Raw genomic sequence first — 23,527 nt, 5'->3', positions numbered from 1 at the left:
TCTCCATGATCCTACTGAGGCTATCGACTCCAAGTCCAGCATGCACCTCAAGGACACAGTACTAGCCTCAAATATTTCAGTAATGCAAAGGACGGCTTCAACGCACCTGAGCCATGTCAACATTGTTGACATGGCTCAGGTAGAAGACTTTACTACTTGGCGAACTGCTTTACCGGGTGGAAGTCGCTCTGCGGCCAGAATCTTCCACTGTGTTGTGTCCGCCCTGCCTGACGCTCCCAGAATTCGTTTGTCTACGTATGCTTTCGACGTCTCCTGGCCTGTCGAGCATTGAACTGTCACGGAATGCAATCGTCACACCGCAAACGATAAATGCCGCACTCGGTAAACTAAAAGACACCGACGCCGTGACACGGCCCGTGTCGACGTCCTCCGGGTGTGCACTGCCAACCACGCCGACCGGTCCGTGCCGGACCTTATTGAAACGCCCGAAAGTCACGATCCCCATCGCTGATGGCCGCATCCTGACTCAACTGAGTGCACCGCGGCAGAGCGAGTTCAAGCGAATGTTCGACAAGCTCAGATCCAACTGGCGACTAGTCGGGATTGGATCCACGGCCATAGCCGAACTTCTTCGAGTTCTTAAACCAGTTCCAGCAATTGCGTTTCCTGTCCAAAGTCGTCGGTGAAACATCATGCCCACCGTCATGTCATCAGCGGATTGGGCTAACAGCAGCGAAATCGCCGACTTCCCAGTGACGTTTTGCAACGGAGTAAACGCGACCGAGCTGATCGGTAGGTCCATCACTTGCTGATAGGAAGTGGGAACGAAGTACCCAATCCGGTGGCGTCTCATAGGCGACAGTTAGAGTGAACCAGGCATCGTAGGTAGTGAAAAACTCAACGGTGCAACGGCACAGCCGACACAGCCACATGATTGCCTTGTGGCGCCCGTGCATGTTGCGGTTGGTGTAACGATCTAGGCCCCAGCATCAAGTCATCCAGCCTGATGCTGTCGAACGCGAGTTAGCCGGTACGCAATCACTGCCAACAACCCCCGATACAATGCAAAAGCACCCGGGCAATAGAATGGCACCAAGAGCTCATCGACGTGGCCATCCGGTTTTTCGAGCAGGCCGACCGACTTCAGCGTGAGTTCGCGGAGTTCGAGGCTACACTCACGTTGAGGCGGAGACGGTACCACAGCAATCCGCAGCCGTTGTCGACCAGGCCAGGCGACGTCTCTGACCGGTAGCAGCTTGGGGTTACGTCAACTATATTCGACCTCGCGATACAAGGCCGCGGTGTCGCGCACCGAGCGAATCAGCACGCCGTTGGCGACGATGCCCACCAGAAACCGATACAGCTCAGACCGGCCGTGTGACGGCTTGAGTCCGACAAACCCGTTGCAGGAAAACCAATCCGGCCGCCATCGTTGGCGTGCGCCATCGGCACCAGGTCTGTGGCGACAAACGCACCCGATCACCGAAGGTGAGGCACCGGCGGTGCAGTCGGTGTCCCACACGACATTAGCGACAGGTGTTCGACGGAGGCACTGAACCCGAATTCTGACAGCTGCGTCTTGCCCAGCAATACCAGGCCGGTAACCAGATACAGCCGAGTGAACTCACAGTCGTCGAACGCATTTTGAGGCACCCATGCGTCGCTGCCCCACATCGTCCGCTGCTCAGTGACATCAATGCTATCCTTGATGCAAGTATGGACACCGCTGAAAAACCTACCGACCGTATTCAATGCAGTTGGTCGAGCCTGCGTAAATACCCTACAATACGCCAAGCCGCCCAAGGTCGGGTTGATGGCTTCGATCCACGAAATGGCCGCCTCGATGACATCGGCTATGCTGACCCAGTCGACTCGGCTAGCTTGAGCAAAGCCTACTGCATCGAAACCACCGAGGGTAGTTGTCACCGCAAGCATGCACACGTTGCATAGCAACGACTGCTAGCTGACCGCACTCGTCGTCGGATTAGGCCCGGCCCACCTCGAACCGAACAAATCGCGTCACAGTCACGCCGGCCTCGTCGAGTAAGGCCTTGACGGTCTTCTTGTTGTCGGACACCGACAGCTGTTCAAATAGCACGGAATCCTTGAAGAAACCATTGAGCCGGCCCTCGACGATCTTGGACAGCGCCTGCTTCGGTTTGCCTTCCGCCTTAGCAGTCTCCTCGGCGATGCGACGTTCGCTGGCCACTACATCTTCAGGAACATCGTCGCGTGACAGAAAACGTGCCTTGAGTGCGGCAATCTGCAACGCGACTGCGTGTGCCACCGCTGTGCTGGTCACCGGGTCAGCGCCGAAGCCGTACTCGACGAGCACGCCCACCGCCGGCGGCAGGTCTGCCGCGCGCTTGTGCAGATAAGCTTCCACAGTGCCGTCAAAAAGGGCGACACGGCGCAATTCCAACTTCTCACCGATCTTAGCTGACAGCTCGGCGATTGCCTGCTCGACTATCATATCACCGACGCTAGCTCCTCTGAGCGCGTCGACATCAACGGTTTTGGCCGCAGCCGCCACCCCGACGATTTGATCGGCCAACTTTTGAAACTCAGCGTTTTTAGCGACAAAGTCCGTTTCGCAGTTCAACTCGATAAGCGCACCCCCCTTGGCCGCGACCAAACCCTCTGCGGTAGCCCGCTCGGCACGCTTGCCAACGTCCTTAGCGCCCTTGATCCGTAGAGTCTCGACAGCCTTGCCGAAGTTGCCGTCGGTTTCGGCCAGCGCGTTCTTGCAGTCGAGCATGCCGGCACCGGTCAGTTCGCGAAGCCGCTTGACATCAGTGGCGGTGAAATTCGCCATATCAGCCTTCCGTAGGGATGGTTTCAGATACGCCTGCGCCCGAGTCGGTGGGAGCGCTGGCACCAGCACCGGCCAATAGTTCCTGCTCCCATTCCGGGAGCGGCTCAACGGCTTCCCCATCGAGCTTGCCATTGCCGCGCCCTAGGCCGGAACGAACCTGCAAACCTTCGGCAACCGCGGAGGCAATCACCTTGGTCAGCAGCGCCGCCGATCGGATCGCGTCGTCGTTGCCCGGAATCGGGTAGTCGACCTCGTCGGGGTCACAGTTGGTGTCCAAGATCGCGATCACCGGGATACCCAGTTTGCGGGCCTCGCCGACGGCGATACGTTCTTTGTTCGTGTCAACAATCCAAATCGCCGACGGCACCTTGACCATATCCCGGATACCGCCCAGACTACGCTCCAACTTGCTCTTCTCCCGGGTCAGGCCCAAGACCTCCTTCTTGGTACGCCCCTCGAAGCCGCCGGTCTGTTCCATCGCCTCCAACTCCTTAAGGCGCTGCAGCCGCTTGTGAACGGTGGAGAAGTTGGTGAGCATGCCGCCCAGCCATCGCTGATTCACATACGGCATGCCAACACGAGTCGCTTCGGCCGCAACGGACTCCTGCGCCTGCTTCTTGGTGCCGACGAACAGCACCGAGCCACCGTGGGCGACGGTTTCTTTGACGAATTCGTATGCCTTGTCGATGAAAGTTAGCGTCTGCTGCAGGTCGATGATGTAGATGCCGTTGCGGTCGGTGAAAATAAACCGCTTCATCTTTGGATTCCAACGACGGGTCTGGTGCCCGAAATGGGTGCCGCTGTCAAGCAACTGTTTCATGGTTACTACAGCCATGCTGGTGCCTTACTGGTGTCGGTTGTTCGCCCGGTTTCGGCTGAAGCCGGGCCCTGGCGTCTGCTGCACTGCCGGACCCTGTGACGGGACCGCCCGGCATGCGGTGCGAACTCTCTAGTAGAACTCGAAAGACGCTGTTCAGTCGCGCGAAGTCAGCCCGCTAGCGAGCTGCGAAAAGCAGTCTACACCGACCCAGTCGGCGTCTTAACCGTCCACAACGACATTCCCGTCCCCAGAACCAGAAGTGGCAGCTGGCCAGACCTGTGAGAGCGACGCTGAAATGGTGAGACATGGTGGGTGACACTGGCCGTTAGCATGGCCCTGATCAGCGTGGCATCGAAAGTCACAGACAACGCTCAGCTGGATTGGCCGTCACATCTGCCTCTAGTCGTCGTGCGAGACTTCGACGTCCCTTCACCCAAGTGTGGCATACCGGGCACCGAGGGATGGACTTGCCCGGCCACTCTGGCCAGCCGATGTACGCGGCGGATAGTGCGACCGTCGTGTTCACTGGGCTGCTTGCCAGACAGTCGGCAGTATCGCTGGCACATCGCGGTGATCTCTGCGCATCAGATTATTTAAGTCTGTCCGGACGAACGTTGAGGCCGGTCAGCAGGTGATGTCACAGACTGTGGTCGGCGAGTTGGTCGGCCGGGCACCTAGTTGCCTGACCGCGGCATTTCTGCACCGAGGCACCATGCGTGATCCGGCGGCCAACGCCAATTATGTTGATCTGGCGAGCCTGCTGAAATCAACTGCTATGTGGCTCAAACCGCTGCAGAGGTGAGTCGATAGCAACCGGCTTTGACCGTGCGTCCAAGACGGTCGACACGCTATTTTTTTCCAGTATGCACACTCCAAGCCTTCAAGGCACACTTGATCTCGATGCCTCGAACACACACTCGTCACGCCCTCGGGTGAGCCTGATCGTGCACCGCACGCAGCCGCGAGACCGCCACGTGGGTGTACAGCTGAGTGGTCGCCATACTGGAATGCCCCAGCAATTCCTGAACGACGCGCAGGTCAGCACCACCTTCGAGCAGATGGGTGGCCGCGCTGTGCCGCAAACCATGCGGCCCCATGTCGGGCGCACCGTCTACCGCGGCGACAGTTTGGTGCACTACACTGCGGGCCTGGCGCACATCGAGCCGTCGTCCCCGTGCGCCCAGCAGCAGCGCTGGCCCGGATTCCACGGTGACCAACGCCGGACGCCCATCGTCCAGCCAACCACGCAGAGCGTCAGCAGCTGGCACTCCAAATGGCGCGGTGCGCTGTTTATTGCCTTTACCCAGGACACGCACCAGCCGGTACTGAATGTCCACATCGTCGATGTCCAAACCGCACAGCTCACTCACCCGAATGCCGGTGGCATACAACATTTCGACAATTAACCGATCCCTCAGAGCCAGCGGATCCCCCTGCTCGGCACCAGATTTTGCGGCTGCCATAGCCTGCAACGCTTGATCCTGACGGAGCACTGCCGGCAGGGTGCGATGCTCCTTCGGCACTTGCAACCGCCTAGCAGGGTCTGCCGCAAGCAGGCCGCGCCGCGTTGCCCACGCGGTAAATGTCTTGATGGCCGAGGTGCGGCGAGCCAGCGTGGTGCGAGCCGCACCGGCACCGGACCCCACGGCAAGCCACGATCTCAGCACCGGCAAGCTCAGTTGGTCAAGACCAGATCCATGTCTATCGAGATGAGCCAACAACAACTGCAGGTCACCCAGATACGCGCGACGGGTGTGTTCTGAGCGACCACACTGCAGCGTTAAGTACTCATCGAACTCATCGAGGATCGCCACGCTGTGGTCCGGCACTTCCCTACGTTCGCAGACTCAGTACGACGTTTCGCCGTCGACGCGCCGAACTGTTGTCGAGGTGTTACCGTCCGACATCATTTATGCCTGATTGGGGTAATTTTTGATAGTCAGGGCATCGAGCGGCGTGCTGGCGAACGCACGCAACACGTCCTTCTGGGTGCAGACGATTAGGTTTGCCGGGGCCGTTGAACACCACACCGTGCCTGTACTGCTCACGCAGCCCACACAGTAGGTCGACGTAACGACCCCGGTACCGGTTCACACAGTCTGCGAACGGGCCGTCCCATCAACATGTGCAACGGCTGGATTCTCGATGCAGGATCGGTCGGTCAGGGTGAAACTTAACTGCACGTACAGGGAGTCGACCTCGCTGCCAAACAAGCCGTGCAGCAGAGCGGGGGTGAACAGTCGCCATTTTTGTGCCGTTTGATGGCGTCGACGTGGTCACGTTACCCGACGATCGCGTATACAATGTGAGAATACTGCACTGCCCCAGCGCTCGTGGGTCGGACTCCATCAGATCCCGGAACCAACCCCAACATCTGGCTACGTCCCAAGCGTTCGACCACCGCACTCGCCGGGTACTCCAAATTCATCAGCGGAGCAAGATAATTCCGCTATATACGTTCCTATCCTATGTCCTATGCAAAATCTTAGCAAAGTCCCAGGCCAGCACGCATCACCGCTGATCGAAATCGCCGGCCCGTGCGGCAACGACGAGGGCTGTCCCCAGTGCCATTACCGAGTCGTTCGGGGTCGGCTCAAAATGGAGATCTAATCCGCGTTCGACCAGCGTGCCGTTCGCCACACAATCCAGCGCAACACCATTGGACACACACAATACGCGTTCACTGATGATAGGGATTGCGAAGTCCGCAAACAATTTTAGAGTCATGTTTACCTTACTTCTGCGCCCACGCCCGCTACGTGTGGATTCAGCACATTCGTTTCTGCCGATACGCTCGTTTGACGAGAGCGCAATTCGTTGTATCGCGTCGGCAATAGCATACCTGGGCCGAAGCGAGTGGAACGACCACGCACGCAACAATGCCAGCTCATGTCCACGCGCATGAAAGACGCTGATCGACTCGTCACCGCGCCCGCCTATCACCACGATAGCAGCTGGAACTAACCCGGATCGCAGGTACACCGACGCAGCATGTGCCTGGTGATGGCTGGCCCAGTGCACCTTGAGGTGCGATGTGGCTCCATACTGGTTACAGCGCGCAAAATCCCGGTCTGCAAGATCTCAGCGCCCATTGCGGACTCGCCTGTACCGCAGTAAACCCCGGACGTAGGCAAGCGTGTCTACAATCATCCAAGCTGACATCGGCTTCGCGCAGTACCCACTACACCACCAGCTTCGGAACCGTCGTCTGAGCGTGACACACCCGGTTGAGCCGCTCTTCTTCGAAGAACGCCACCACTTCACCGTCAACCACCGAGGCCGCCGATAGGTCGTTCGCCGACTCTGTCCAACCATTGAACCTCAGGAAGATCATCTGTCCCCCTCAGTCCATGTCGGTTGTGATAAGCTATGCCACCAAGGGACAGTGTCGGGCATGAGGATTCGTCACAGCCTCAATCTCGTGCCACGTTCGGTCAGACGGGCACAACGCCGCGCTGCTGCCCGTACATGGCAGTAGCCACCGATGCAGCTCGGCGTCGGAGCGCGTATACGGGATGCGCAGAAAACCACCGTTGCCATCCAACCAGTCTTGACGTAAAACATCTGTACGACAAGGCTATTCGATTTATCGAGGTGGACTCCACACTAATCACGCAACCCGTATTCATAGACTGTAAGATCCAGCACACAACCGGTCAGGCGATAGCCGATGAGCTGTTCGACAAGCTCGGCGTAGCGGCCGCTGTACAGGAATTTGGCGAATTACCGCCATACGGCCAGCACTGCGGCCGCCGCCCCCACCCATTGCCACCAAGAATAATACTCTTAGTACACTCACCTCGTCGCGTGCCGGTTGTAAAATTGCGCGGCACTGTTGGAAACGGCGTTCGTTCGGTTCTCCCACACCGTGTTCTTCTCCTACCACTGCTCGACTTCGATCGCGGCGCCGGCCATCGACTCGCAAACAAGTTCCCGAACCCGTGCGCTCCATTCGTGGGATCCGTGCGCGCAAAGATAAAATGCCACTTTACGCGGATCAAGTGCGGTGAAAAAATTCTCGAATGTACCTGTTAAATCCACGCACAGCCGCACCTCCGGTAACCGCGAATAGTGCAGCAAGTCGAACGCGCGCCGATGATTCCCGTCGAACAGCACCTGGTCGATCAGATGAGTTTGCTTGAACCCGCCAGGTAGACTTAACCGTTGCGTGTCATAGTAGTTAACGATGAAGAACGTGCGGACTCAGATAGCGCAGAGTTGTGGCACCTGGTCGGTGTCGATGCCGCGAACCACGCTACAAAAGCCGTTACCGTCGAGCTCTCCTGGATCGAGTGCATCTACGCTGTGCCCGTAGCGCCGCTACTGCATCCACGACCCGCCGATCTCATCCTGAATGCCGTGGGTTCTGTTGAATTCCTCTATGCGGTTTGCATCCAATTCACCAGCCATCACAAGGAATTTGGTCGGTGACACCGTCCTCGTCTTTCAGAACCGTGTATCCGACGTCCGTCGGTGAGGTACCGAAAAATTCGTCCACTGCGTCAGCGGACTCGAACGTCGTTTATCCAGCTTTATGGAACAACACATAATGCGATTGTACTGGCTAGCGATGGACACTGAGTCGCGGCGAGCAGCCTGTCCATCGGCGAACTGATCGTGTTTTTACTGTTCATTGAACTGCTATATTTGCGCCGGTGAACCAGCTGTCCCAAGCACTCGATACCTGCCAGCAGGCGGAGATGTCCTCCGATACAATTGTGGACTGCTGCGCACACCGAGCAAGAGACCACCAGAAGCGATGCCTCTGCCAGTGAGATCGCCGCGCGGTGACGTGGTGTTTGACAACGTCCACTTCCGATATGGGTCGCGGTCAACCGAGGCGCTAGTGCAGTATCTAACTGCAGATTTCTGCTGGGCAGACGGTTGTCTTTATCCGGTCAACCGGTGTTGAAGAATCCATCCTGATCAAACTGACCGTACGTTCCTACGACCCCACCGGCAACGCAGTGCAGATGGACGGTTACGATCTTAGGACGTTCGATCTAGGCGGTTATCGGCGGTAGCTCGACCTTGTCACATAGGAACCCTAGCTATTAGCACGATGCCGTTTGCTTATGGGTGGATGCCACCGACACGCAAGTCGAGTAGGTAGTGCGAGCGGTTGGTGCACATAACATTATTGCGGCGCTCGATGGTGGTTATCAGCATGCGCTCACCGCAGGCGTACGCAATCTGTCTGTCGGCTAAAGGCAATTGATTCGCGTTGACCTGTTCCCAGCATGCGGATCCAGACATTCTGTCGTTCGACGAGGCTACTTCGGCTTTAGATCTGGCTGTTGAGACACCTGCACACCGAGCAATTTTTGGCCTCGCTTCGCACCGCACCACACTACTATTCGCTCACCACCTGACCACGGCTTCGTATGCCAACCGCGTCGTCGTTCTCGAAAGCGGATGCATTGTCGAAAACGGTAGTCGTCCTGACCTGCTGGCAACGGACCGAAGGTATGCATAACTATGGGACGCGTACGCCGGCAGCAAACACTTTGCTGGATAGCATCTTTAGCCTCATCAAGATTCGTAACACCAGCCCATCAGCGCAGCACCAACGATCGAGGAAACTCGTCGCGGGAACAACGCGCTAACCCTGCGGGGATGTCCTTCTGTTCCTAAATGTATTGTTGAACATGACTTCACAATCGCTGCGACCCCGTACTGCCTCGACGATTACGTGACAGCGCCGACCAATTGCGACTTATACTAAGCTAAACAACAGGCACTGTTGACAGCAACAACTCTCCTGACCCGGGTGTTAGTGATCTACCAGTTAGCCCGAGTGTGTGGTGAACTACTTTAGCTGTAAGCGCCTGATAACGTCGCTGCACTGAAGCAGAAGTCCACTGCAACGGCCGACTTTGTGAGCTCTTCGATTCGCGGCAACCGTTGTCGCTGCAACATACGACATTCACCGAGAAACGTACGAGTAAGTGGACCGCTCAGCAACTGTCAGATCGACCGTGCCATCTACATGTTTATGCCGTTAAACGGCACTTCCGAATCAAACACTGCAGACTCGCGTTGGCCGGCGAGGATCCCCTTCCACCCGATGCATAACCGGACCGAGTTGACTTATTCCGGCAGCCTTAGCTCAGGCTTCTCAACTTCTTCTATATTAACGTCCTTGAAAGTGACCACCCGCACCTGCTTGACAAACCGCGCTGGTCGATACATATCCCATACCCAAGCATCGGCTAGTCGCAGCTCGAAGTACACTTCGCCGTCGGTGTTGCGGGGCATCATCTCCACACTGTTCGCCAGATAGAAACGCCGCTCAGTTTCCACGACGTAGCTGAACTGGCCAACGATGTCCTTGTATTCGCGGTACAGCGAGAGCTCCATCTCGGTTTCATACTTTTCGAGATCCTCAGCACTCATCTGTCACTCATCTGCTCAGACGTCCTTCTTCCTGGCCCTTTACCCGACAACCCTGGTCTCGACAACCTGGTTGGGCCGCTTGGGCTCGTCGAGCCACAGCGACCCCATCGTCGCCGGGTGGGAACTTTGGCCCCATCTTTCCTCACCGGCATTCGCCGTGCTCGACCGGAGGGTCCGATAGGAATTCAGTCACCGCTCGGGTATTGGGTCTGGTCGCCGTGCGCCGGACGTTAATGAACGAATAGCGGTGCTCGGAACAGGGCCCCAGCTCAGTGAGCGCCAAGCTATGCGCGCGCGTGCAGTACCCCTTGTGTTCAGCGAAGCCGTAGCCGGGGTAGTCGGCGTCCATCGCAACCATCAACCGGTCGCGGCTGACTTTGGCCAGAACACTGGCCGCGGCAATGCAGGCGGCCGCCGCATCTCCACTGACTACCGGCAGCGACGGCACCGGCAAGCCAGGTACATGAAAGCCGTCGCTTAATACATAGCCGGGCCGCACCGACAGACCGGCCACCGCACGCCGCATGCCTTCAATATTGGCTACGTGCACACCACACCGATCGACCTCGACCGACGGGATGAACACCACGTGGTAGGCTAATGCGTAGCGACAGATCAAAGGAAACAACTTCTCCCGCGTTTTCTCACTAAGTTTCTTAGAATCATCGAGTGCAGCAAGACTTTCCAGCCTGCCCGACCCGAGTACGCAGGCTGCCACCACCAGCGGACCCGCGCAGGCGCCACGGCCTGCCTCGTCCATCCCTGCTACCGGCCCCAACCCGTTGCGCTGCAACGCATACTCCAGGACGCGCATCCCCCGCAAACTCTTAGACTTACGGATTATCGCGCGCGGCGGCCAAGTGGTGGCCATGGCTACTGCCCCTGCTGGGAAAACACCGAACCCACACCACCCCATCGCGACGGCGGCCACACAATAAACCTGGCTTTGCCGATGACATTGGAAACCGGCACAGTCCCCGAATTCGGATCACCGGTGCATAAAAGCCCGTTTACTACATCGGCGGAGGCGCAATGGTAGCGCGAGTCCGCCGAGTGCGTCCGGTTGTCGCCCATCACCCACAGACGTCCCTGTGGTACCGTGACCGGCCCGAACTCACTACCCAGGCACGGGTAAAACGACGGGTCGGCATTCATGGTAGCCGGCCTGAGATACGGCTCTTTTAGTGGCTTCCCATTGACGGTCAAGCCCGTGTCTGACCGGCACTGCACCGTCTGTCCTCCGATTGCGATAACGCGCTTTACCAGGTCGTTCTCATCAGGAGGCGCGAAACCGATGAACGACAGAGCGTTCTGCACCCAACGCAACACAACGTTGTTCGACCGGATCGACTTGTACATTGTATTCCACGACGACGGGCCTTTGAAGACGATGACGTCACCGGGCTGTGGTGAGCTGAAACGATAAATGATTTTGTCCACCATGATGCGATCACCTACACAGCCCGAGCATCCGTGCAATGTGGGCTCCATGGATTCCGACGGAATCAAGTAGGGGCGCGCCACGAACGTCAGCATGGCATAGTACAACCCTACAGCGATCACCACCAAGATCGCGAATTCCCGCAGCGCCGACCGCTTCTTGGGCCCAGACGCGCCTAGTGCGGTTTCCTCGGCGGTATCGGCTGCCTCGGCATGCGTATCAAGGCCGCGTATAAACACCTTCCGTTCCAACTTACCAACGTCAGATGAAGGCTCACACGAGGAATCCGTGGTTTCGGTCACAAGATCAGCGTAGCTAACCCAGTGTGCGCCTAATACATACCGAGGCAACCCCAAACATTTGGCAGGATGCACCCGGTCAACGCTTCTCCTTGATCTTAGCCTTCTTGCCGCGAAGTTCGCGCAGATAGTACAGCTTGGCGCGACGAACATCGCCACGAGTCACAACCTCGATGTGGTCGACATTCGGCGAATGCACCGGAAATGTCCGTTCGACGCCGACACCGTAGCTTTCCTTGCGCACGGTGAACGTTTCGCGGATGCCTCCGCCCTGCCGGCGGATGACCACACCCTTGAACACCTGGATACGCTCTTTTGCGCCCTCGATCACCTTGACGTGCACATTGATGGTATCGCCCGGACTAAAGGCCGGGATGTCGTCGCGTAACGACGCCTGATCGACGAAATCCAGTCTGTTCATCTTAAAGAAAACACTTCCTCAGGTTCGCAGCTTTCGCAGGCCGCCCACACATCGACGTCAGGAGGTCTACCAAGCCGATAAGTTCGAGCTTCTCGAGCGTATCTTGCAGCAGCACTAGCGGCCCGTACGACCGACAACCACTGGAGATAGTTGATCAATTATGCCAGACAGTCCGCACACAGTGAAAACCACAAGAAACCCTGACCCGTCTCAACCGTCAAAGGCGCGGGTGAATGGTAAATATGGCAAGTGTCAATTTTGCGCTAACGAACCTCAGCGTGACACTCCGGACAGATGGCAATGCGGCCACCTACCTAACGCACGTTTCCGGGATACCGGTGGATTAATATTTAGTTTAGGGAGAGAAATGCGCACTCGGTCGCTCAAGCTGCTCACCGCGATCGCAACGGTGATGCTGGTCTGGGTCGGCGGATGCGAGGCAAAGGTGGCGGCTACGGTCCACAGCCCACCGGGGTATAGCCCAGTCGACCGTTATTCCTCCCAGCGTCAACCGCAACTTGCCGAACTGATGCTCGAGGCCAGGACGCCAGATACGCTGCCGAACTTTGAGTTCGGCGCACTGCAAGCCCGTATCCAGGAAGCAACCGACGAAGCCGTCGCCAGCAGCGCCACCTTGTCGGTAGCCATTCTCGATCGAGCCACTCACCAGCTGGCATCTAACGGCAACAACCAGATCGCCGGTATCGCGTCGGTAGCTAAACTCTTCATCGCGGACGATCTGCTCCTGCGGGAGTTCGAAGGGAGGGCAACGCTGTCCTCTGCCGACCGCTTGGCATTGGACATCATGTTACAGTCGTCTGACGATAGTGTAGCCGAAAAATTCTGGGATCAAGACGGCGGAGCAGCCATCATCACCCAGATCGCAAACCGGTACAGATTGACTGCCACCAAGCCGCCGGGCGACGGGCGATGGTGGAACACTGTGAGCTCAGCAACCGACCTGATTCACTATTACGATATGTTGCTCGATGGGTCCGGCGGGCTCCCACCAGAACGCGCCAGGATTATCGTTAACGATCTTGCCCAGTCCACCCCCACCGGGGTCGATGGTTATCCTCAACACTTCGGCATCCCTGACAGCCTGTATGCCGAACCGGTGGCAGTTAAGCAGGGGTGGATGTGCTGCATCGGCAGCGACTGGATGCATCTGTCGACCGGGATGATTGGCACGGACCGCCGCTACATCATGGTCATCCAGTCGTTGCAGCCCTCCGATGATACCACCGCGCGACAGACGATTACCCGGGCTGTGAAGACGATATTTCCCCACGGCCGGATCTGACGGTTAGCCCATTTCACCTGACAAATCGGGGCGGCGTTCACGCGTTCGCCGCAGCGAAGCCTCTCGGCGCCAGGCGGCGATTCGAGGGTGGTCACCGGACAGCAGAACCTCCGGGACGTTGAGACCACGCCAGCTGGATGGGCGGGTGTAACTTGGCCCTTCCAAGAGCCAATCCAGGTCCGGCGAGTGTGAGTCATCGCGGTACGACGCAGGATTGCCGAGCACTCCGGCCACCCGGCGCAGGACGGCCTCGACCATAACCACGGCCGCCGATTCTCCACCCGGCAACACATAGTCACCGATCGAAACCTCTTCGACCCGCATGCGTCGTGCGGCATCATCAGCGACTCGTTGGTCGATGCCTTCGTAGCGACCGCAGGCAAACACCAGGTGCATCTCGGTGCTCCAGCGCTGCGCGATGGCCTGAGTGAACAGAACACCGGCGGGGGTGGGAATCACCAACAACGTCTCGCCGGAACAGATTTCATCCAGCGCCTCGCCCCATACCGGTGCCGTCATCACCATCCCCGGTCCCCCACCATAGGGCGCATCGTCCACCGAATGGTGCACGTCATGGGTCCACCACCGCAGGTCATGCACTTGCACATCGACCAGGCCCGACTCAATCGCCTTGCCCGGCAACGATTGCCGCAACGGGTCAAGGTAGGCCGGGAAAATCGTGACAATGTCGATTTTCATAGATCCAGCAGGCCCTCGGGAGGGTCGATTTCAACGGTGCCGTCGCACAGGCACACCGATGTGACGATCGTACCGACGAACGGCACCAGTATTTCGCCGAAATCCCGCCGCACCGCCAATAACTCACCGGCCGCCGTGTGCAGCACCTCGGCAATGACGCCAACGTCTCGTCCCGTTGTGGTCCGGACCTGCAGACCTCTGAGCTGATGGTCATAATAGGTATCTGGCTCATCGATCGGCGGCAAGTCTTCGGAGTCAATAACGAACAGGCTGCCCCGCAACGCATCGGCAGCGTCACGGTCACTCACCCCAGCCAATTGCACGAGCAGTCGCGCACCGTACTCACGCGCGTGGACGACAGTGTAGCTGCGGCCCGATTCCTTACAGTGAGAAGCCTTGGCAAGCAACGTATTACCCGGCGCGAACCGGGCAGCAGGATCGTCGGTACGGATCTCAACGACCACCTCGCCACTGATACCGCGCGCTTTCACCACGCGCCCAACTGTCAACTCCAACAGAGCACCATGAGCATGCGTTCCGTTACTGGTCGGTGTCCACCACGTCGACACGGATGCCGCGGCCACCGATGCCAGCAACCAACGTGCGCAAAGCGGTGGCGGTACGTCCTCCGCGACCAATCACCTTACCCAGGTCGTCGGGGTGAACATGCACTTCGACAGTCCGCCCACGCCGACTGGTGACCAAGTCCACTCGGACATCGTCCGGGTTGCCAACAATCCCGCGGACCAGATGCTCGACAGCGTCAACGACGACCGCACTCATTGCACAAGTCAACTTTCGCTCGTCTGCGCAGACTGCTCGCCGCCCTCGATCAGCGTGTCCGCTTTCGCAGCTTCGATGCCCTCAGCGTCGGATTCGGTGACATTAGCGGCTTTCTTCGCCGGGGCCTTTTTCTTCGGTCGCGTAGCCTCAGTGGTGGGACCGCCTTCGGCGGCAGCTAACGCGGCGTTGAACAACTCCAGCTTGCTGGGCTTAGGCGGGGCAATCTTCAGCCGGCCCTCAGCGCCGGGTAGGCCTTTGAACTTTTGCCAGTCCCCGGTGATCTTCAGCAGTTTGAGAACGGGTTCAGTGGGTTGAGCACCCACCGAAAGCCAATACTGGGCACGCTCGGAGTTAATCTCGATCAGGCTTGGCTCTTCTTTCGGGTGATACCGACCGATGACCTCGATGGAACGGCCTTCACGCCGCGTACGCGCATCGGCGACGGCGATGCGGTACTGGGGATTACGGATTTTACCAAGCCGAGTCAGCTTGATCTTCACAGCCATGGTTACGCGCTATCTCCTGTATCTGTCACGCTGCAATCCAGCAACCCGGGCAGATTGCCCGATCCGGTTTTGCCTCGCGTGGATGATCGCTACGCAACGAGCCCGAACTAGCCTCGCCGCGTGGCAGACCGGTGCCTATTGTGCCAGATCGAGGGTCTTTACAAGAAATTCACCCGGCCAACGCCTACATCAACTAATTTCTGAAAGATTTTCGACTCGACCCGATGGGTCATTCACCAGCCCTCCAAGGTACGCACAAACTGCATGATTGTACCATAGTCCGCAAAACAGCATCTCGTTTTTGTCGCCGAAAAGTACCATGGGGTTGAAGCAAATCACACGCGACAACGTAGTATCTCTGTCGATGCAGACCGAGAAGTTGTCGGGTAAGCGAAGCTATACCGGGAAAGTTGACAACACCTCCGAGAGCCACCACTTGATTCCCGGGTAAACGTCCTTAGATTCCACCTAACGCCCTGTAATCGATGTACACATCGTTGGTGAACGCCAATTCCAGATCATCGAATCGGATCCGGTCGATGATGGTGGAATAGTCCAATAGCAGCTGCTGGATCTCCAGGCGGTCAGAAATTCAGCCAAGCCCAGCATGCATAGATTCTCGCCCCAAGCACGAGCGTTTGCACACCACAGGGCTGCGTAGCATATATACATATATAAACGCACGCACTCGCCGCTGGCTTCAGCTTTTACATTACACCCTGTAGCTATACGCAAAGCTCATGGTAGTCAATACTCGATGCTTGCACTGGGTTGCTACGCTACCGGCATTAGCGCAACCTGCGCATGGGCCGACAACGCTGTGCAGCCCGTCAGCTCAGTGCCGATCCCCAACAGTCCAGCCGAGACCTGGATTGTTGCCGATCTCGACAGCGGTCAGGTGTTGGCCGGCCGCGACCATCATGTAACCTACCCACCAGCCAGCACCGTCAAGGTGCTGTTGTCGCTGTTAACCCTGGATCAGCTCAATCTTGATTCCACCGTAGTTGCCGACACCGCCGACACCCAGATTGAGTGCAACTGCGTCGGTGTGAAACCGGATCACACTTAAATACCGCACGACAACTGCTCGACGCCCTGCTGCTGGCATCGGGTAACGATGCCGCCAATACGCTGGGCGCACATGTTGGACAGCCACGATGTCGCTATCGCTAAGATGTACACCAAAGTCGCGACCCTAGGAGCGGTAACCACCCATGCATCAACCTCATCTGGCTTGTGGACGGGCCGGGGTTCCGGCTGGCACACGGCACATGATTTAGCGGTGACCTTCCACAGCGTGATGGCTAATCCGGTGTTCGCACAGATCACTGCCTAACCGTTGGCGATGTTCTCCGGCGATGGTGGCAACCACCTTACCGTCAACCAGGACGAATTGCTGCAACGCCATCCAAGCGCGATCGGTGGCAAGACGGGATTCACGAACGCCGCCCGCAAGACGTTCATCAGCACCGCCACCCGCGGCGGTCACCAGCTAATGATCACCATGATGCATGGAGTGTTCAAGTACGGCAGGCTAACATATTTGGGTGGGATCAGGCCGGCAACCTGTTGGATTGGGATTTCGCACTCAACCCACAGTTCAGCATCGGTTCATTACAACTGCTCGTTACGAGTCCGTATTCGCCCACACTGCGGTCAGCAGTGTCAGTAGCATCGGAATCCGTTATTCTGCAATCTCCGGCTGAGATAGTATCTTCTCCACCAATAACGGCTCCCTGAAACATGTTCGTCAACAGTGCCACGAGAGCCAAAAATATCTCTTCCGGGAAACTCCCAGCTCCGAGCAATGCGCGCGGTGTCGTGGGTCTTCGCCGAAGTACTTCTTAAGCTCCTGCTGCAAAATCTCTCTGAGCTTCTCGTCGGTGTGCGCAGCAACCAAAAACTCTTAGAGCACAGCGTTAATAGGGCTGCCGGTTGATGCCTCACAATATTACCAACGCTACCTCCAGCGCTGGCGCCTTGGCCAATATCTCGGCGAATTGCTTGATAAATTAGTCCAACTGACGGCGCAACACTTCAGTTGTCATGTCCGCCCTGCAATAACGCATCGTCTCAAAGTGACAAAAAAGAGCCCTAACCGACACTCCGACGCGCTTGGTGATGACGGCAGCTAATGGCCGAGTGTATCCGACCTCGATGAGGGTGGCAATGCTGGCCTCGAGAAGCCATCCGGCGGTTTCTTTGCGGCGTTGCTGCCGAGTTTTGGTCGTGTCAGACATTGATGATCTTCACAGCGGACCGCGGTGTCCGCCTTTGGCGCTGCACTGCTCCCAAATACTGACCAGACTTGACGGTCTGTCCGGGGCCTTCCCGGAATTAGCCTCCGCAGAAGACGACGACACCACCCACGCTCGTCGCAACCACGGCCGCATCGTTGGCGGTTGGCCATGCGCCGCAATCCACCGCAGAACCCAACCGTTTCCTCATGGTAAGCATCCAACGAATCGTTCAGTCCGGCCGGGTCGATCACCATGAAGTCCGCCCAGTCACCCTCGCATAACGTCCCGACGTCGAGGCCAAACCATGCCGGCAGTTAACCGATGAGGCGATACACCGTCCGCTGCACGGAGAGAAACGGTGTCCACGTCCGTTGGACGTCGCGGGTACGTTTGAATAGTGACAGGACGAAATTAAAGAAGGCCATATAGACGCTCGACTCGACAGCCAGTTTGTTGAGCCACTTAGGCCGGTAGTGGGCGACGGTGGTCGTCCACCGGAACATTGCACTCCCCGTTCTCCACGAACACATCCAAGAATGCGTCCAGCGGATGCAGTCCACACTCTTCGGTGACCTCACCAAAGCTCTTGCCGATTAACGACTTACCGGGACAACCGACAATTACTGCATCATGGAAGTCACGGTGACACAAAGGATGGTCCGAACTTGCGGCGCTCAAATTCTCACCGGAATTTACGACAATAGGGCTTTTCGGCAAGCAACGTGTTGCGCTCCAGTTGATCGCGCAGATGAAGGCCCACTGTTCCCGCGCCGAACCCTTCGAAGATCGGCAGATCAACTCCATCGGAGTACAATTCGAACGGCACCAACAAATGCTAGAACCGCACACTGGACTCCAGCATGACGTTGAGCACGCGCTTTCCGAACCCGAACATGCGCACGATAAGCGGCATTGACTTGATGTCGGCAGATAGCAGTATACTTCTCCAAACTGGCCTGCGGAGAAAGAACATTTGGCTGCTCGATACGAAGAATTAGGAGTGCCGTTGCTGGGTTCTCGACATCGGATGCGCTCTATAAAGTCCTACCGTGCTTGCGCAACACAACGCTCAGTTTTTTTGCGTCCACTCCATGTCACAAACGTAGATAGCAAGGCACGCAACCAGAAGCGAACGAACAATTTTGCAGCGCAGCGCTAATGCTATCGAACCATAATCTGTCGCGAATGATCATATCGAAAGCCACGAGAATCCTCCAAGTAATTATGCTAGCATAGATTTAACACAGATCACAAGTGATTAAAATCTTTTTTGGATCACTTCTTACCTGTGAAACGCCGATCAAAGAGGATTCGCCAAGTTATCACCCGGGACCGAATCTCGACTTAGTGAGCTCAGCAGTCGTCAGGGTGACTGTCAGAGTCTGCGGGATCGTTGCTAGGTCCGGCACGATGACCGCCAGCGGCACATCCCCACTTCGGCAAGTCACCACAAGGATCCGAACCACCAAAGGTCGCTGGCCGAACTCAATTGCTTTCCACAGGAGCGTCCATTTCGCCTACCAGGTCACCCTGTCGCTGCGGCCGCAACGACCGCACCTCTGTCGTAGGTATGTACCTGTGCTATGCCACCTTCCCCGACGCATGGGAATCGCACTGTTTCCGACCACAACTACCACTGACCGTCCGTGCACTCCATAGCGATCGGACGACCGCTACCTGGCAAGTTCGGCTGCATATGTCGTCGTTGTCATCGCGTCGAGTTCCCGCGGCGATGCGTGACGTTGGCGTGTACGACGAGCAGAATGCTCATCAGGTGTTTCCGTTCAGCAGTTGCATATCGGGCATATATTAACGTAATGCAATACCTGCTTTACTAGTCGAACTTCGATGCGACAAGTGCCATCAAGTGGAACAGGTAGGGTGGCAGTGGTGGTCAGTACAATCAACTGCCAGCTGCGCCGAAATAGTGCAGCTGCCGGGTTTTCTACCGTACTCGTCGCCGGCGAGTTGGTCTACTCTTCGGACTACATTGGAAAAGTTGTCCAGTCGACGCGCCAGTGCCTCAGCGGCCGAACGCAGAACCGCGCCACGTCGTTTCGACTTCTTAGCGTTACGGACTTCCGTGGGGGCCGATTCGGCGATATTGCCAACCTCCGGTCACGCATAAGCGGGGTAGTCAACGGTCAAGACAGCTTTGGAACTCCGGTCACCCGTCGATACGCCGGCCTGTTCGTTCACCACATCGACGAACTCACGAGAGCTTACGAATAAGTAAGCAGGTTTCTTGGTGAGCATTCTGCAAAACACACCGTCCATGCGCGCCAGTTCGTGGTGTTGGTCACTTAGTGTTGGCGACACGCCAGTGAGTAGCTGACCGAATACGGTGCGGGGGCCGGAATGCTCGACCAGCGGTGCACCGGTGCGCAGGCGAAAAGCGTTGGCCACCAACAAGTACTGGTCAGCAGTCTCGGGGGCGCCCATCAATACCTCAGACCCTGCATAGAGAACGGTGCCAGCCGGGACATCGATGCCGCTGGCCTCCTCCAGAGGCCCCAGCGACATCACCAAGTCGCCGGGCTTATACCCAATAGTAGACCAAAAAATCCGCTGTTCACCGTCCTTGGGCTTGGCCAGCATGGTGTTGGCGGCTTTAGCATCTTGGTGTAGCAGCCTACGCCGATGGGCGTGGTCGAGAGCTCCGACCACAGCAGCAACGATCGCGAGCACCTAACCGGCCGGTAAAACTGCCAGAAATCGATCGGCCACCAGCTACGCAGCGTTGCTGCCATTAATGTAGTCCATCAGCAACCCACAGCTGCCCGTCGAACTCACCGTGGTCGTGCACCTACAGGATGTGCAGGTGATAGAGGTTGGCGGCGAATGTCGGTCTCCCGGCGGAATCGCCAACGGCACTCGGCATCCGCCGACAGCGCCGCTGAAAGGACTTTCCATGCATCCCAACGCGCCAATTGGGGATCCTGAACCAGGTAAACTTCACCTATCACTCGGGAACCCAGTCTTTGCACGACGGTGTAACCGGCAAAGAACGCGCCACTGGCTAACGCCATGCGGTGATCGTAACCATGGTCGAGCCGTCACGTACGTTCAAACGTCTGGCTAAACGGCTGTCTACCTGTGCAGACGAACCATCTTGCCGCGCAGTATTATCAAGTCAGGGTGACTTAACGCATCGGGCCACTGGCGCGGGTCCGCAGAGTAACACAACAAGTCGGCGGATTCCCCATGCTCTAGACCGGGCCAGCCCAACCAACGGCGGGCATCCCAACATGCAGCGCCTAACGCCTCAGTTGAGCTCATCCCGATACCTTTGAGGGCCTTGACCTCGTCGGCGATTCGGCCGTGTTTAATCATGGTGCCGGCGTCGGTGCCAGCGTACAGCGGCACCCCCGCGTCATGCGCCGCGGCCAGCCGGGAACGACAGCGCGCAAAAAGATCACGTATATGCGCAGCGTAGGTAGGGTAACGCCCGGCGGCAGCGGCTATGCTTGGGAAATTATCGAGGTTTATCAGCGTAGGCACCAGCACGGTACCACATTCACGCATCAGGGCGATGGTGTCGTCAGTGAGCCCGATGCCGTGCTCGACGCAGTCGATGCCCGCGCTGATCAAACCGGGCAGCGCAGCCTCGCTGAACGTGTGTGCGGTAACCCGTGCGCCGTTGGTGTGCGCAGCGTCGACTGCGGCTTTAAGGATGTCGTCAGACCACAGTGGGGCGAGATCGCCGGTTTGACGGTCTATCCAGTCACCGATGAGCTTGACCCAGCCGTCACCGCGCCGAGCTTCCTCAGCCACCACTGCAGGAAGCTGCGATTCATCCTCGAGCTCAATCGCAAAACCGGCTTGATAGCGTTTGGGTCGGGCAATATGCTTTCCGGCCCGGACGATACGAGGCAGATCGGTGCGCTCATCGAGGTCACGGGTCTCAGTAGGTGAACCACAGTCACGGAGTAGGAGCACGCCGGCATTGCGTTCGATCTCGGCCTGGGTGATGGCCGCGTCAAGTTCCAGCTCACCGTACTGACCCAGGCCAACGTGGCAGTGTGCATCCACCAGTCCGGGCAGAATCCAACCGCCGTCAAAGACAGTATCCGCGTTCGCGACCGGCTCGGTGCTGATACAGCCTTCGACAATCCACAGCTCAGTCCGCTGCTCGGTCGCCGCCTCGTCAGGCAGAACCACACCCCGCACGTGCATGCGCACAGTGCGGCTACTTCTTGCCTGGGAACTTCAGTTTGGACAGATCGAAATCAGACAACCCGGATGGCAGTTCATTGAGACCGTCAGACAGCTGCGACAAATCCCGGAATCCTGGCGGCATGGCCTTCATGTCCGTTATGTCTGACATTCCGGGTGTTGCGAGCCCAAGGGGACTCCTGACCTTTGGCGACATCGGACCGCGTGTCGATTTCTTGCCTTTCTTGCCTTTGCCTCCCTTCAACTTTCGCGTAGCAGACTTGCGACCCATGCCGGGTATACCCATACCGCCGAGCATGGAGGACATCATTTTGCGAGCTTCGAAGAACCGGTCGACCAGCTGGTTGACCTCGGACACTGTCACCCCGGAGCCGTTGGCAATACGCAGCCGCCGCGATGCATTGATGATCCTGGGGTCAGCCCGCTCCTGCGGCGTCATTCCGCGAATGATGGCCTGCAACCGGTCGAGTTGTTTGTCATCAACTTGAGCCAGCACCTCCTTCATCTGGCCTGCGCCGGGCAGCATGCCCAACAGGTTGCCAATCGGGCCCATCTTACGGACCGTGAGCATCTGCTCGAGGAAATCCTCCAGCGTCAGCTCGCCGGTGCCGATCTTAGCGGCGGCTTCCTCAGCTTGTTTGGCATCAAAGACTTGCTCAGCCTGTTCGATCAGGCTCAGCACGTCTCCCATGCCCAGGATGCGGCTGGCCATTCTATCCGGGTGAAATACGTCGAAGTCATCCAGCTTCTCACCAGTGGAGGCGAAAAGGATCGGCAAGCCTGTCACCTCGCGGACCGATAACGCAGCCCCACCGCGGGCGTCACCGTCAAGTTTGGTCAGGACCACACCAGTGAAGCCGACTCCCGCACCGAATGCCGCAGCGGTGGCGACGGCATCCTGACCAATCATCGCGTCGAGGACGAACAACACCTCATTGGGGTTGACGGCCTCCCGGATTGCCGCGGCCTGGGTCATCAGCTCGTCGTCGATGCCCAGTCGTCCGGCGGTGTCGACGATTACGACGTCGAAGTGTTTAACACGGGCTTCGGCGAGCCCGGCCGCCGCGACAGTGACCGGGTCACCGGGACCTGAATCGGGCGAGGTCCCAGGATGCGGGGCGAACACCGGCACCCCGGCACGCTCGCCGACGACTTGCAGCTGGTTAACTGCCGCCGGTCGCTGTAGGTCGCAGGCCACTAGAAGTGGTGTGTGTCCTTGTCCGCGAAGGCGTGCTGCCAATTTGCCAGCCAGCGTTGTCTTGCCGGATCCCTGCAAGCCGGCCAGCATCACTACAGTCGGCGGTGTCTTCGCGAATACCAGCTGACGGGTCTCACCGCCGAGGATACCGATCAATTCTTCGTTGACGATCTTGACAACCTGTTGAGCTGGATTGAGTGCAGCGGATACCTCGGTGCCCCGAGCTCGTTCTTTGATCCGGTGCACAAATACCTTCACCACAGACAACGAAACGTCGGCTTCTAGAAGCGCCAACCGGATTTCGCGAGTGGTCGCCCCGATATCGGCGTCGGTCAACCGGCCCTTGCCGCGCAGCCCCTGTAGAGCGCCAGTCAACCGGTCAGAAAGCGATTCAAACACCCCGCCAGCCTAGTGGTGATCGCCAGTGCCGCGACGCAGGGGCACGCAAGTAACAGCCATATCCGAACCG

General features: G+C 57.9%; 19 protein-coding genes and 7 pseudogenes. 4 read left to right on the top strand and 22 right to left on the bottom strand.

Annotated elements, in window-relative coordinates; all coding sequences use genetic code 11:
* Nucleotides 1-164 precede the first annotated feature (164 nt).
* Nucleotides 165-548, top strand: a pseudogene (locus tag MUBE_RS18000) (MarR family transcriptional regulator); the annotation flags it as partial.
* Between the two features lie 52 nt (nucleotides 549-600).
* Here the strand turns inward: MUBE_RS18000 and MUBE_RS09585 are convergent.
* The 3 genes and pseudogenes from MUBE_RS09585 to rpsB all read right to left on the bottom strand — a co-directional run bounded on the left by MUBE_RS09585 (nucleotide 601) and on the right by rpsB (nucleotide 3,611).
* Nucleotides 601-1,909: pseudogene (locus tag MUBE_RS09585) on the bottom strand (amidase family protein).
* Nucleotides 1,910-1,945: 36 nt separating this feature from the next.
* Nucleotides 1,946-2,776, bottom strand: a complete 831-nt coding sequence (gene tsf / locus MUBE_RS09580; RefSeq protein ID WP_116540349.1) for a translation elongation factor Ts — start codon at nucleotides 2,774-2,776, stop codon at nucleotides 1,946-1,948.
* Between the two features lies 1 nt (nucleotide 2,777).
* Nucleotides 2,778-3,611 carry a 30S ribosomal protein S2 gene (gene rpsB / locus MUBE_RS09575; protein ID WP_116540348.1) on the bottom strand — a complete coding sequence of 278 codons (834 nt, stop codon included), beginning with the start codon at nucleotides 3,609-3,611 and terminating at the stop codon, nucleotides 2,778-2,780.
* Nucleotides 3,612-4,227: 616 nt separating this feature from the next.
* On the opposite strand from rpsB, the gene MUBE_RS17995 reads away from it, so the two are divergent.
* Nucleotides 4,228-4,398 (top strand): hypothetical protein, encoded by a 171-nt coding sequence (locus tag MUBE_RS17995; protein ID WP_243632976.1) that lies wholly within the window; start codon nucleotides 4,228-4,230, stop codon nucleotides 4,396-4,398.
* Between the two features lie 118 nt (nucleotides 4,399-4,516).
* On the opposite strand, the gene MUBE_RS09565 is transcribed toward MUBE_RS17995, so the two are convergent.
* The 8 genes and pseudogenes from MUBE_RS09565 to rplS form a co-directional block, all read right to left on the bottom strand.
* A complete protein-coding gene (locus tag MUBE_RS09565; protein WP_116540436.1) occupies nucleotides 4,517-5,410 on the bottom strand; it encodes a tyrosine recombinase XerC in 894 nt (297 codons plus the stop codon).
* A gap of 697 nt (nucleotides 5,411-6,107) precedes the next feature.
* The gene (locus tag MUBE_RS15185) at nucleotides 6,108-6,323 is read right to left on the bottom strand and encodes a carbamoyltransferase N-terminal domain-containing protein (protein WP_133297096.1); all 216 of its coding nucleotides are present in this window, start codon (nucleotides 6,321-6,323) and stop codon (nucleotides 6,108-6,110) included.
* Between the two features lie 454 nt (nucleotides 6,324-6,777).
* Nucleotides 6,778-6,930 (bottom strand): hypothetical protein, encoded by a 153-nt coding sequence (locus MUBE_RS15855; protein WP_165849796.1) that lies wholly within the window; start codon nucleotides 6,928-6,930, stop codon nucleotides 6,778-6,780.
* A 545-nt stretch (nucleotides 6,931-7,475) separates the two neighbouring features.
* Nucleotides 7,476-7,712, bottom strand: coding sequence for a hypothetical protein (locus MUBE_RS09555; protein ID WP_116540346.1), 237 nt, complete (start codon nucleotides 7,710-7,712; stop codon nucleotides 7,476-7,478).
* A gap of 1,974 nt (nucleotides 7,713-9,686) precedes the next feature.
* Complete coding sequence (locus MUBE_RS09540; protein ID WP_010908430.1) at nucleotides 9,687-9,992, bottom strand: DUF2469 domain-containing protein; 306 nt, start codon at nucleotides 9,990-9,992, stop codon at nucleotides 9,687-9,689.
* Nucleotides 9,993-10,031: 39 nt separating this feature from the next.
* Nucleotides 10,032-10,863, bottom strand: a pseudogene (locus MUBE_RS09535) (ribonuclease HII).
* Nucleotides 10,864-10,865: 2 nt separating this feature from the next.
* Complete coding sequence (lepB, locus tag MUBE_RS09530; protein ID WP_116540342.1) at nucleotides 10,866-11,735, bottom strand: signal peptidase I; 870 nt, start codon at nucleotides 11,733-11,735, stop codon at nucleotides 10,866-10,868.
* A gap of 76 nt (nucleotides 11,736-11,811) precedes the next feature.
* Nucleotides 11,812-12,153, bottom strand: a complete 342-nt coding sequence (gene rplS / locus MUBE_RS09525; RefSeq protein ID WP_116540341.1) for a 50S ribosomal protein L19 — start codon at nucleotides 12,151-12,153, stop codon at nucleotides 11,812-11,814.
* Between the two features lie 367 nt (nucleotides 12,154-12,520).
* Between rplS and MUBE_RS09520 the strand changes: the two genes are divergently transcribed.
* Complete coding sequence (locus tag MUBE_RS09520) at nucleotides 12,521-13,456, top strand: serine hydrolase (protein WP_116540340.1); 936 nt, start codon at nucleotides 12,521-12,523, stop codon at nucleotides 13,454-13,456.
* Nucleotides 13,457-13,459: 3 nt separating this feature from the next.
* Here the strand turns inward: MUBE_RS09520 and trmD are convergent, their stop codons facing one another.
* The 5 genes and pseudogenes from trmD to MUBE_RS09495 form a co-directional block, all read right to left on the bottom strand.
* Nucleotides 13,460-14,155 carry a tRNA (guanosine(37)-N1)-methyltransferase TrmD gene (gene trmD, locus MUBE_RS09515; protein WP_116540339.1) on the bottom strand — a complete coding sequence of 232 codons (696 nt, stop codon included), beginning with the start codon at nucleotides 14,153-14,155 and terminating at the stop codon, nucleotides 13,460-13,462.
* Complete coding sequence (gene rimM / locus MUBE_RS09510; RefSeq protein WP_116540338.1) at nucleotides 14,152-14,670, bottom strand: ribosome maturation factor RimM; 519 nt, start codon at nucleotides 14,668-14,670, stop codon at nucleotides 14,152-14,154. Before rimM ends, trmD begins: the two co-directional genes overlap by 4 nt.
* 25 nt (nucleotides 14,671-14,695) lie before the next feature.
* Nucleotides 14,696-14,938 (bottom strand): RNA-binding protein, encoded by a 243-nt coding sequence (locus MUBE_RS09505; protein WP_116540337.1) that lies wholly within the window; start codon nucleotides 14,936-14,938, stop codon nucleotides 14,696-14,698.
* Nucleotides 14,939-14,946: 8 nt separating this feature from the next.
* Nucleotides 14,947-15,444 carry a 30S ribosomal protein S16 gene (gene rpsP / locus MUBE_RS09500; RefSeq protein WP_116540336.1) on the bottom strand — a complete coding sequence of 166 codons (498 nt, stop codon included), beginning with the start codon at nucleotides 15,442-15,444 and terminating at the stop codon, nucleotides 14,947-14,949.
* 233 nt (nucleotides 15,445-15,677) lie between these two features.
* A pseudogene (locus tag MUBE_RS09495) lies at nucleotides 15,678-16,036 on the bottom strand (nuclear transport factor 2 family protein).
* 165 nt (nucleotides 16,037-16,201) lie between these two features.
* Between MUBE_RS09495 and MUBE_RS09490 the strand changes: the two are divergent.
* Nucleotides 16,202-17,061 (top strand): annotated as a pseudogene (locus MUBE_RS09490) (D-alanyl-D-alanine carboxypeptidase family protein); the annotation flags it as partial.
* A 67-nt stretch (nucleotides 17,062-17,128) separates the two neighbouring features.
* On the opposite strand, the pseudogene MUBE_RS09485 reads toward MUBE_RS09490, so the two are convergent.
* The 6 genes and pseudogenes from MUBE_RS09485 to ffh form a co-directional block, all read right to left on the bottom strand.
* A pseudogene (locus MUBE_RS09485) lies at nucleotides 17,129-17,684 on the bottom strand (TetR/AcrR family transcriptional regulator).
* A pseudogene (locus MUBE_RS17990) lies at nucleotides 17,677-18,815 on the bottom strand (hypothetical protein); the annotation flags it as partial. The pseudogenes MUBE_RS09485 and MUBE_RS17990, both read right to left, overlap by 8 nt.
* Nucleotides 18,816-19,802: 987 nt before the next feature.
* On the bottom strand, nucleotides 19,803-20,372 hold the full coding sequence (locus MUBE_RS09475; protein WP_116540334.1) for a serine/threonine-protein kinase: 570 nt from the start codon (nucleotides 20,370-20,372) through the stop codon (nucleotides 19,803-19,805).
* Between the two features lie 101 nt (nucleotides 20,373-20,473).
* Nucleotides 20,474-20,713 (bottom strand): protein kinase family protein, encoded by a 240-nt coding sequence (locus MUBE_RS15180; RefSeq protein WP_133297095.1) that lies wholly within the window; start codon nucleotides 20,711-20,713, stop codon nucleotides 20,474-20,476.
* Nucleotides 20,714-20,774: 61 nt separating this feature from the next.
* The gene (locus MUBE_RS09470) at nucleotides 20,775-21,860 is read right to left on the bottom strand and encodes a metal-dependent hydrolase family protein (RefSeq protein WP_116540333.1); all 1,086 of its coding nucleotides are present in this window, start codon (nucleotides 21,858-21,860) and stop codon (nucleotides 20,775-20,777) included.
* 13 nt (nucleotides 21,861-21,873) lie between these two features.
* Nucleotides 21,874-23,457 (bottom strand): signal recognition particle protein, encoded by a 1,584-nt coding sequence (ffh, locus tag MUBE_RS09465; RefSeq protein ID WP_116540332.1) that lies wholly within the window; start codon nucleotides 23,455-23,457, stop codon nucleotides 21,874-21,876.
* Nucleotides 23,458-23,527: the final 70 nt, after the last annotated feature.

Origin of the sequence: Mycobacterium uberis (assembly GCF_003408705.1) — a bacterium.
In the GTDB taxonomy this organism is placed as follows: domain Bacteria; phylum Actinomycetota; class Actinomycetes; order Mycobacteriales; family Mycobacteriaceae; genus Mycobacterium; species Mycobacterium uberis.
Note: the sequence above shows the minus strand (reverse complement) of the source record. Positions and strands in the feature narration are given on the sequence as shown.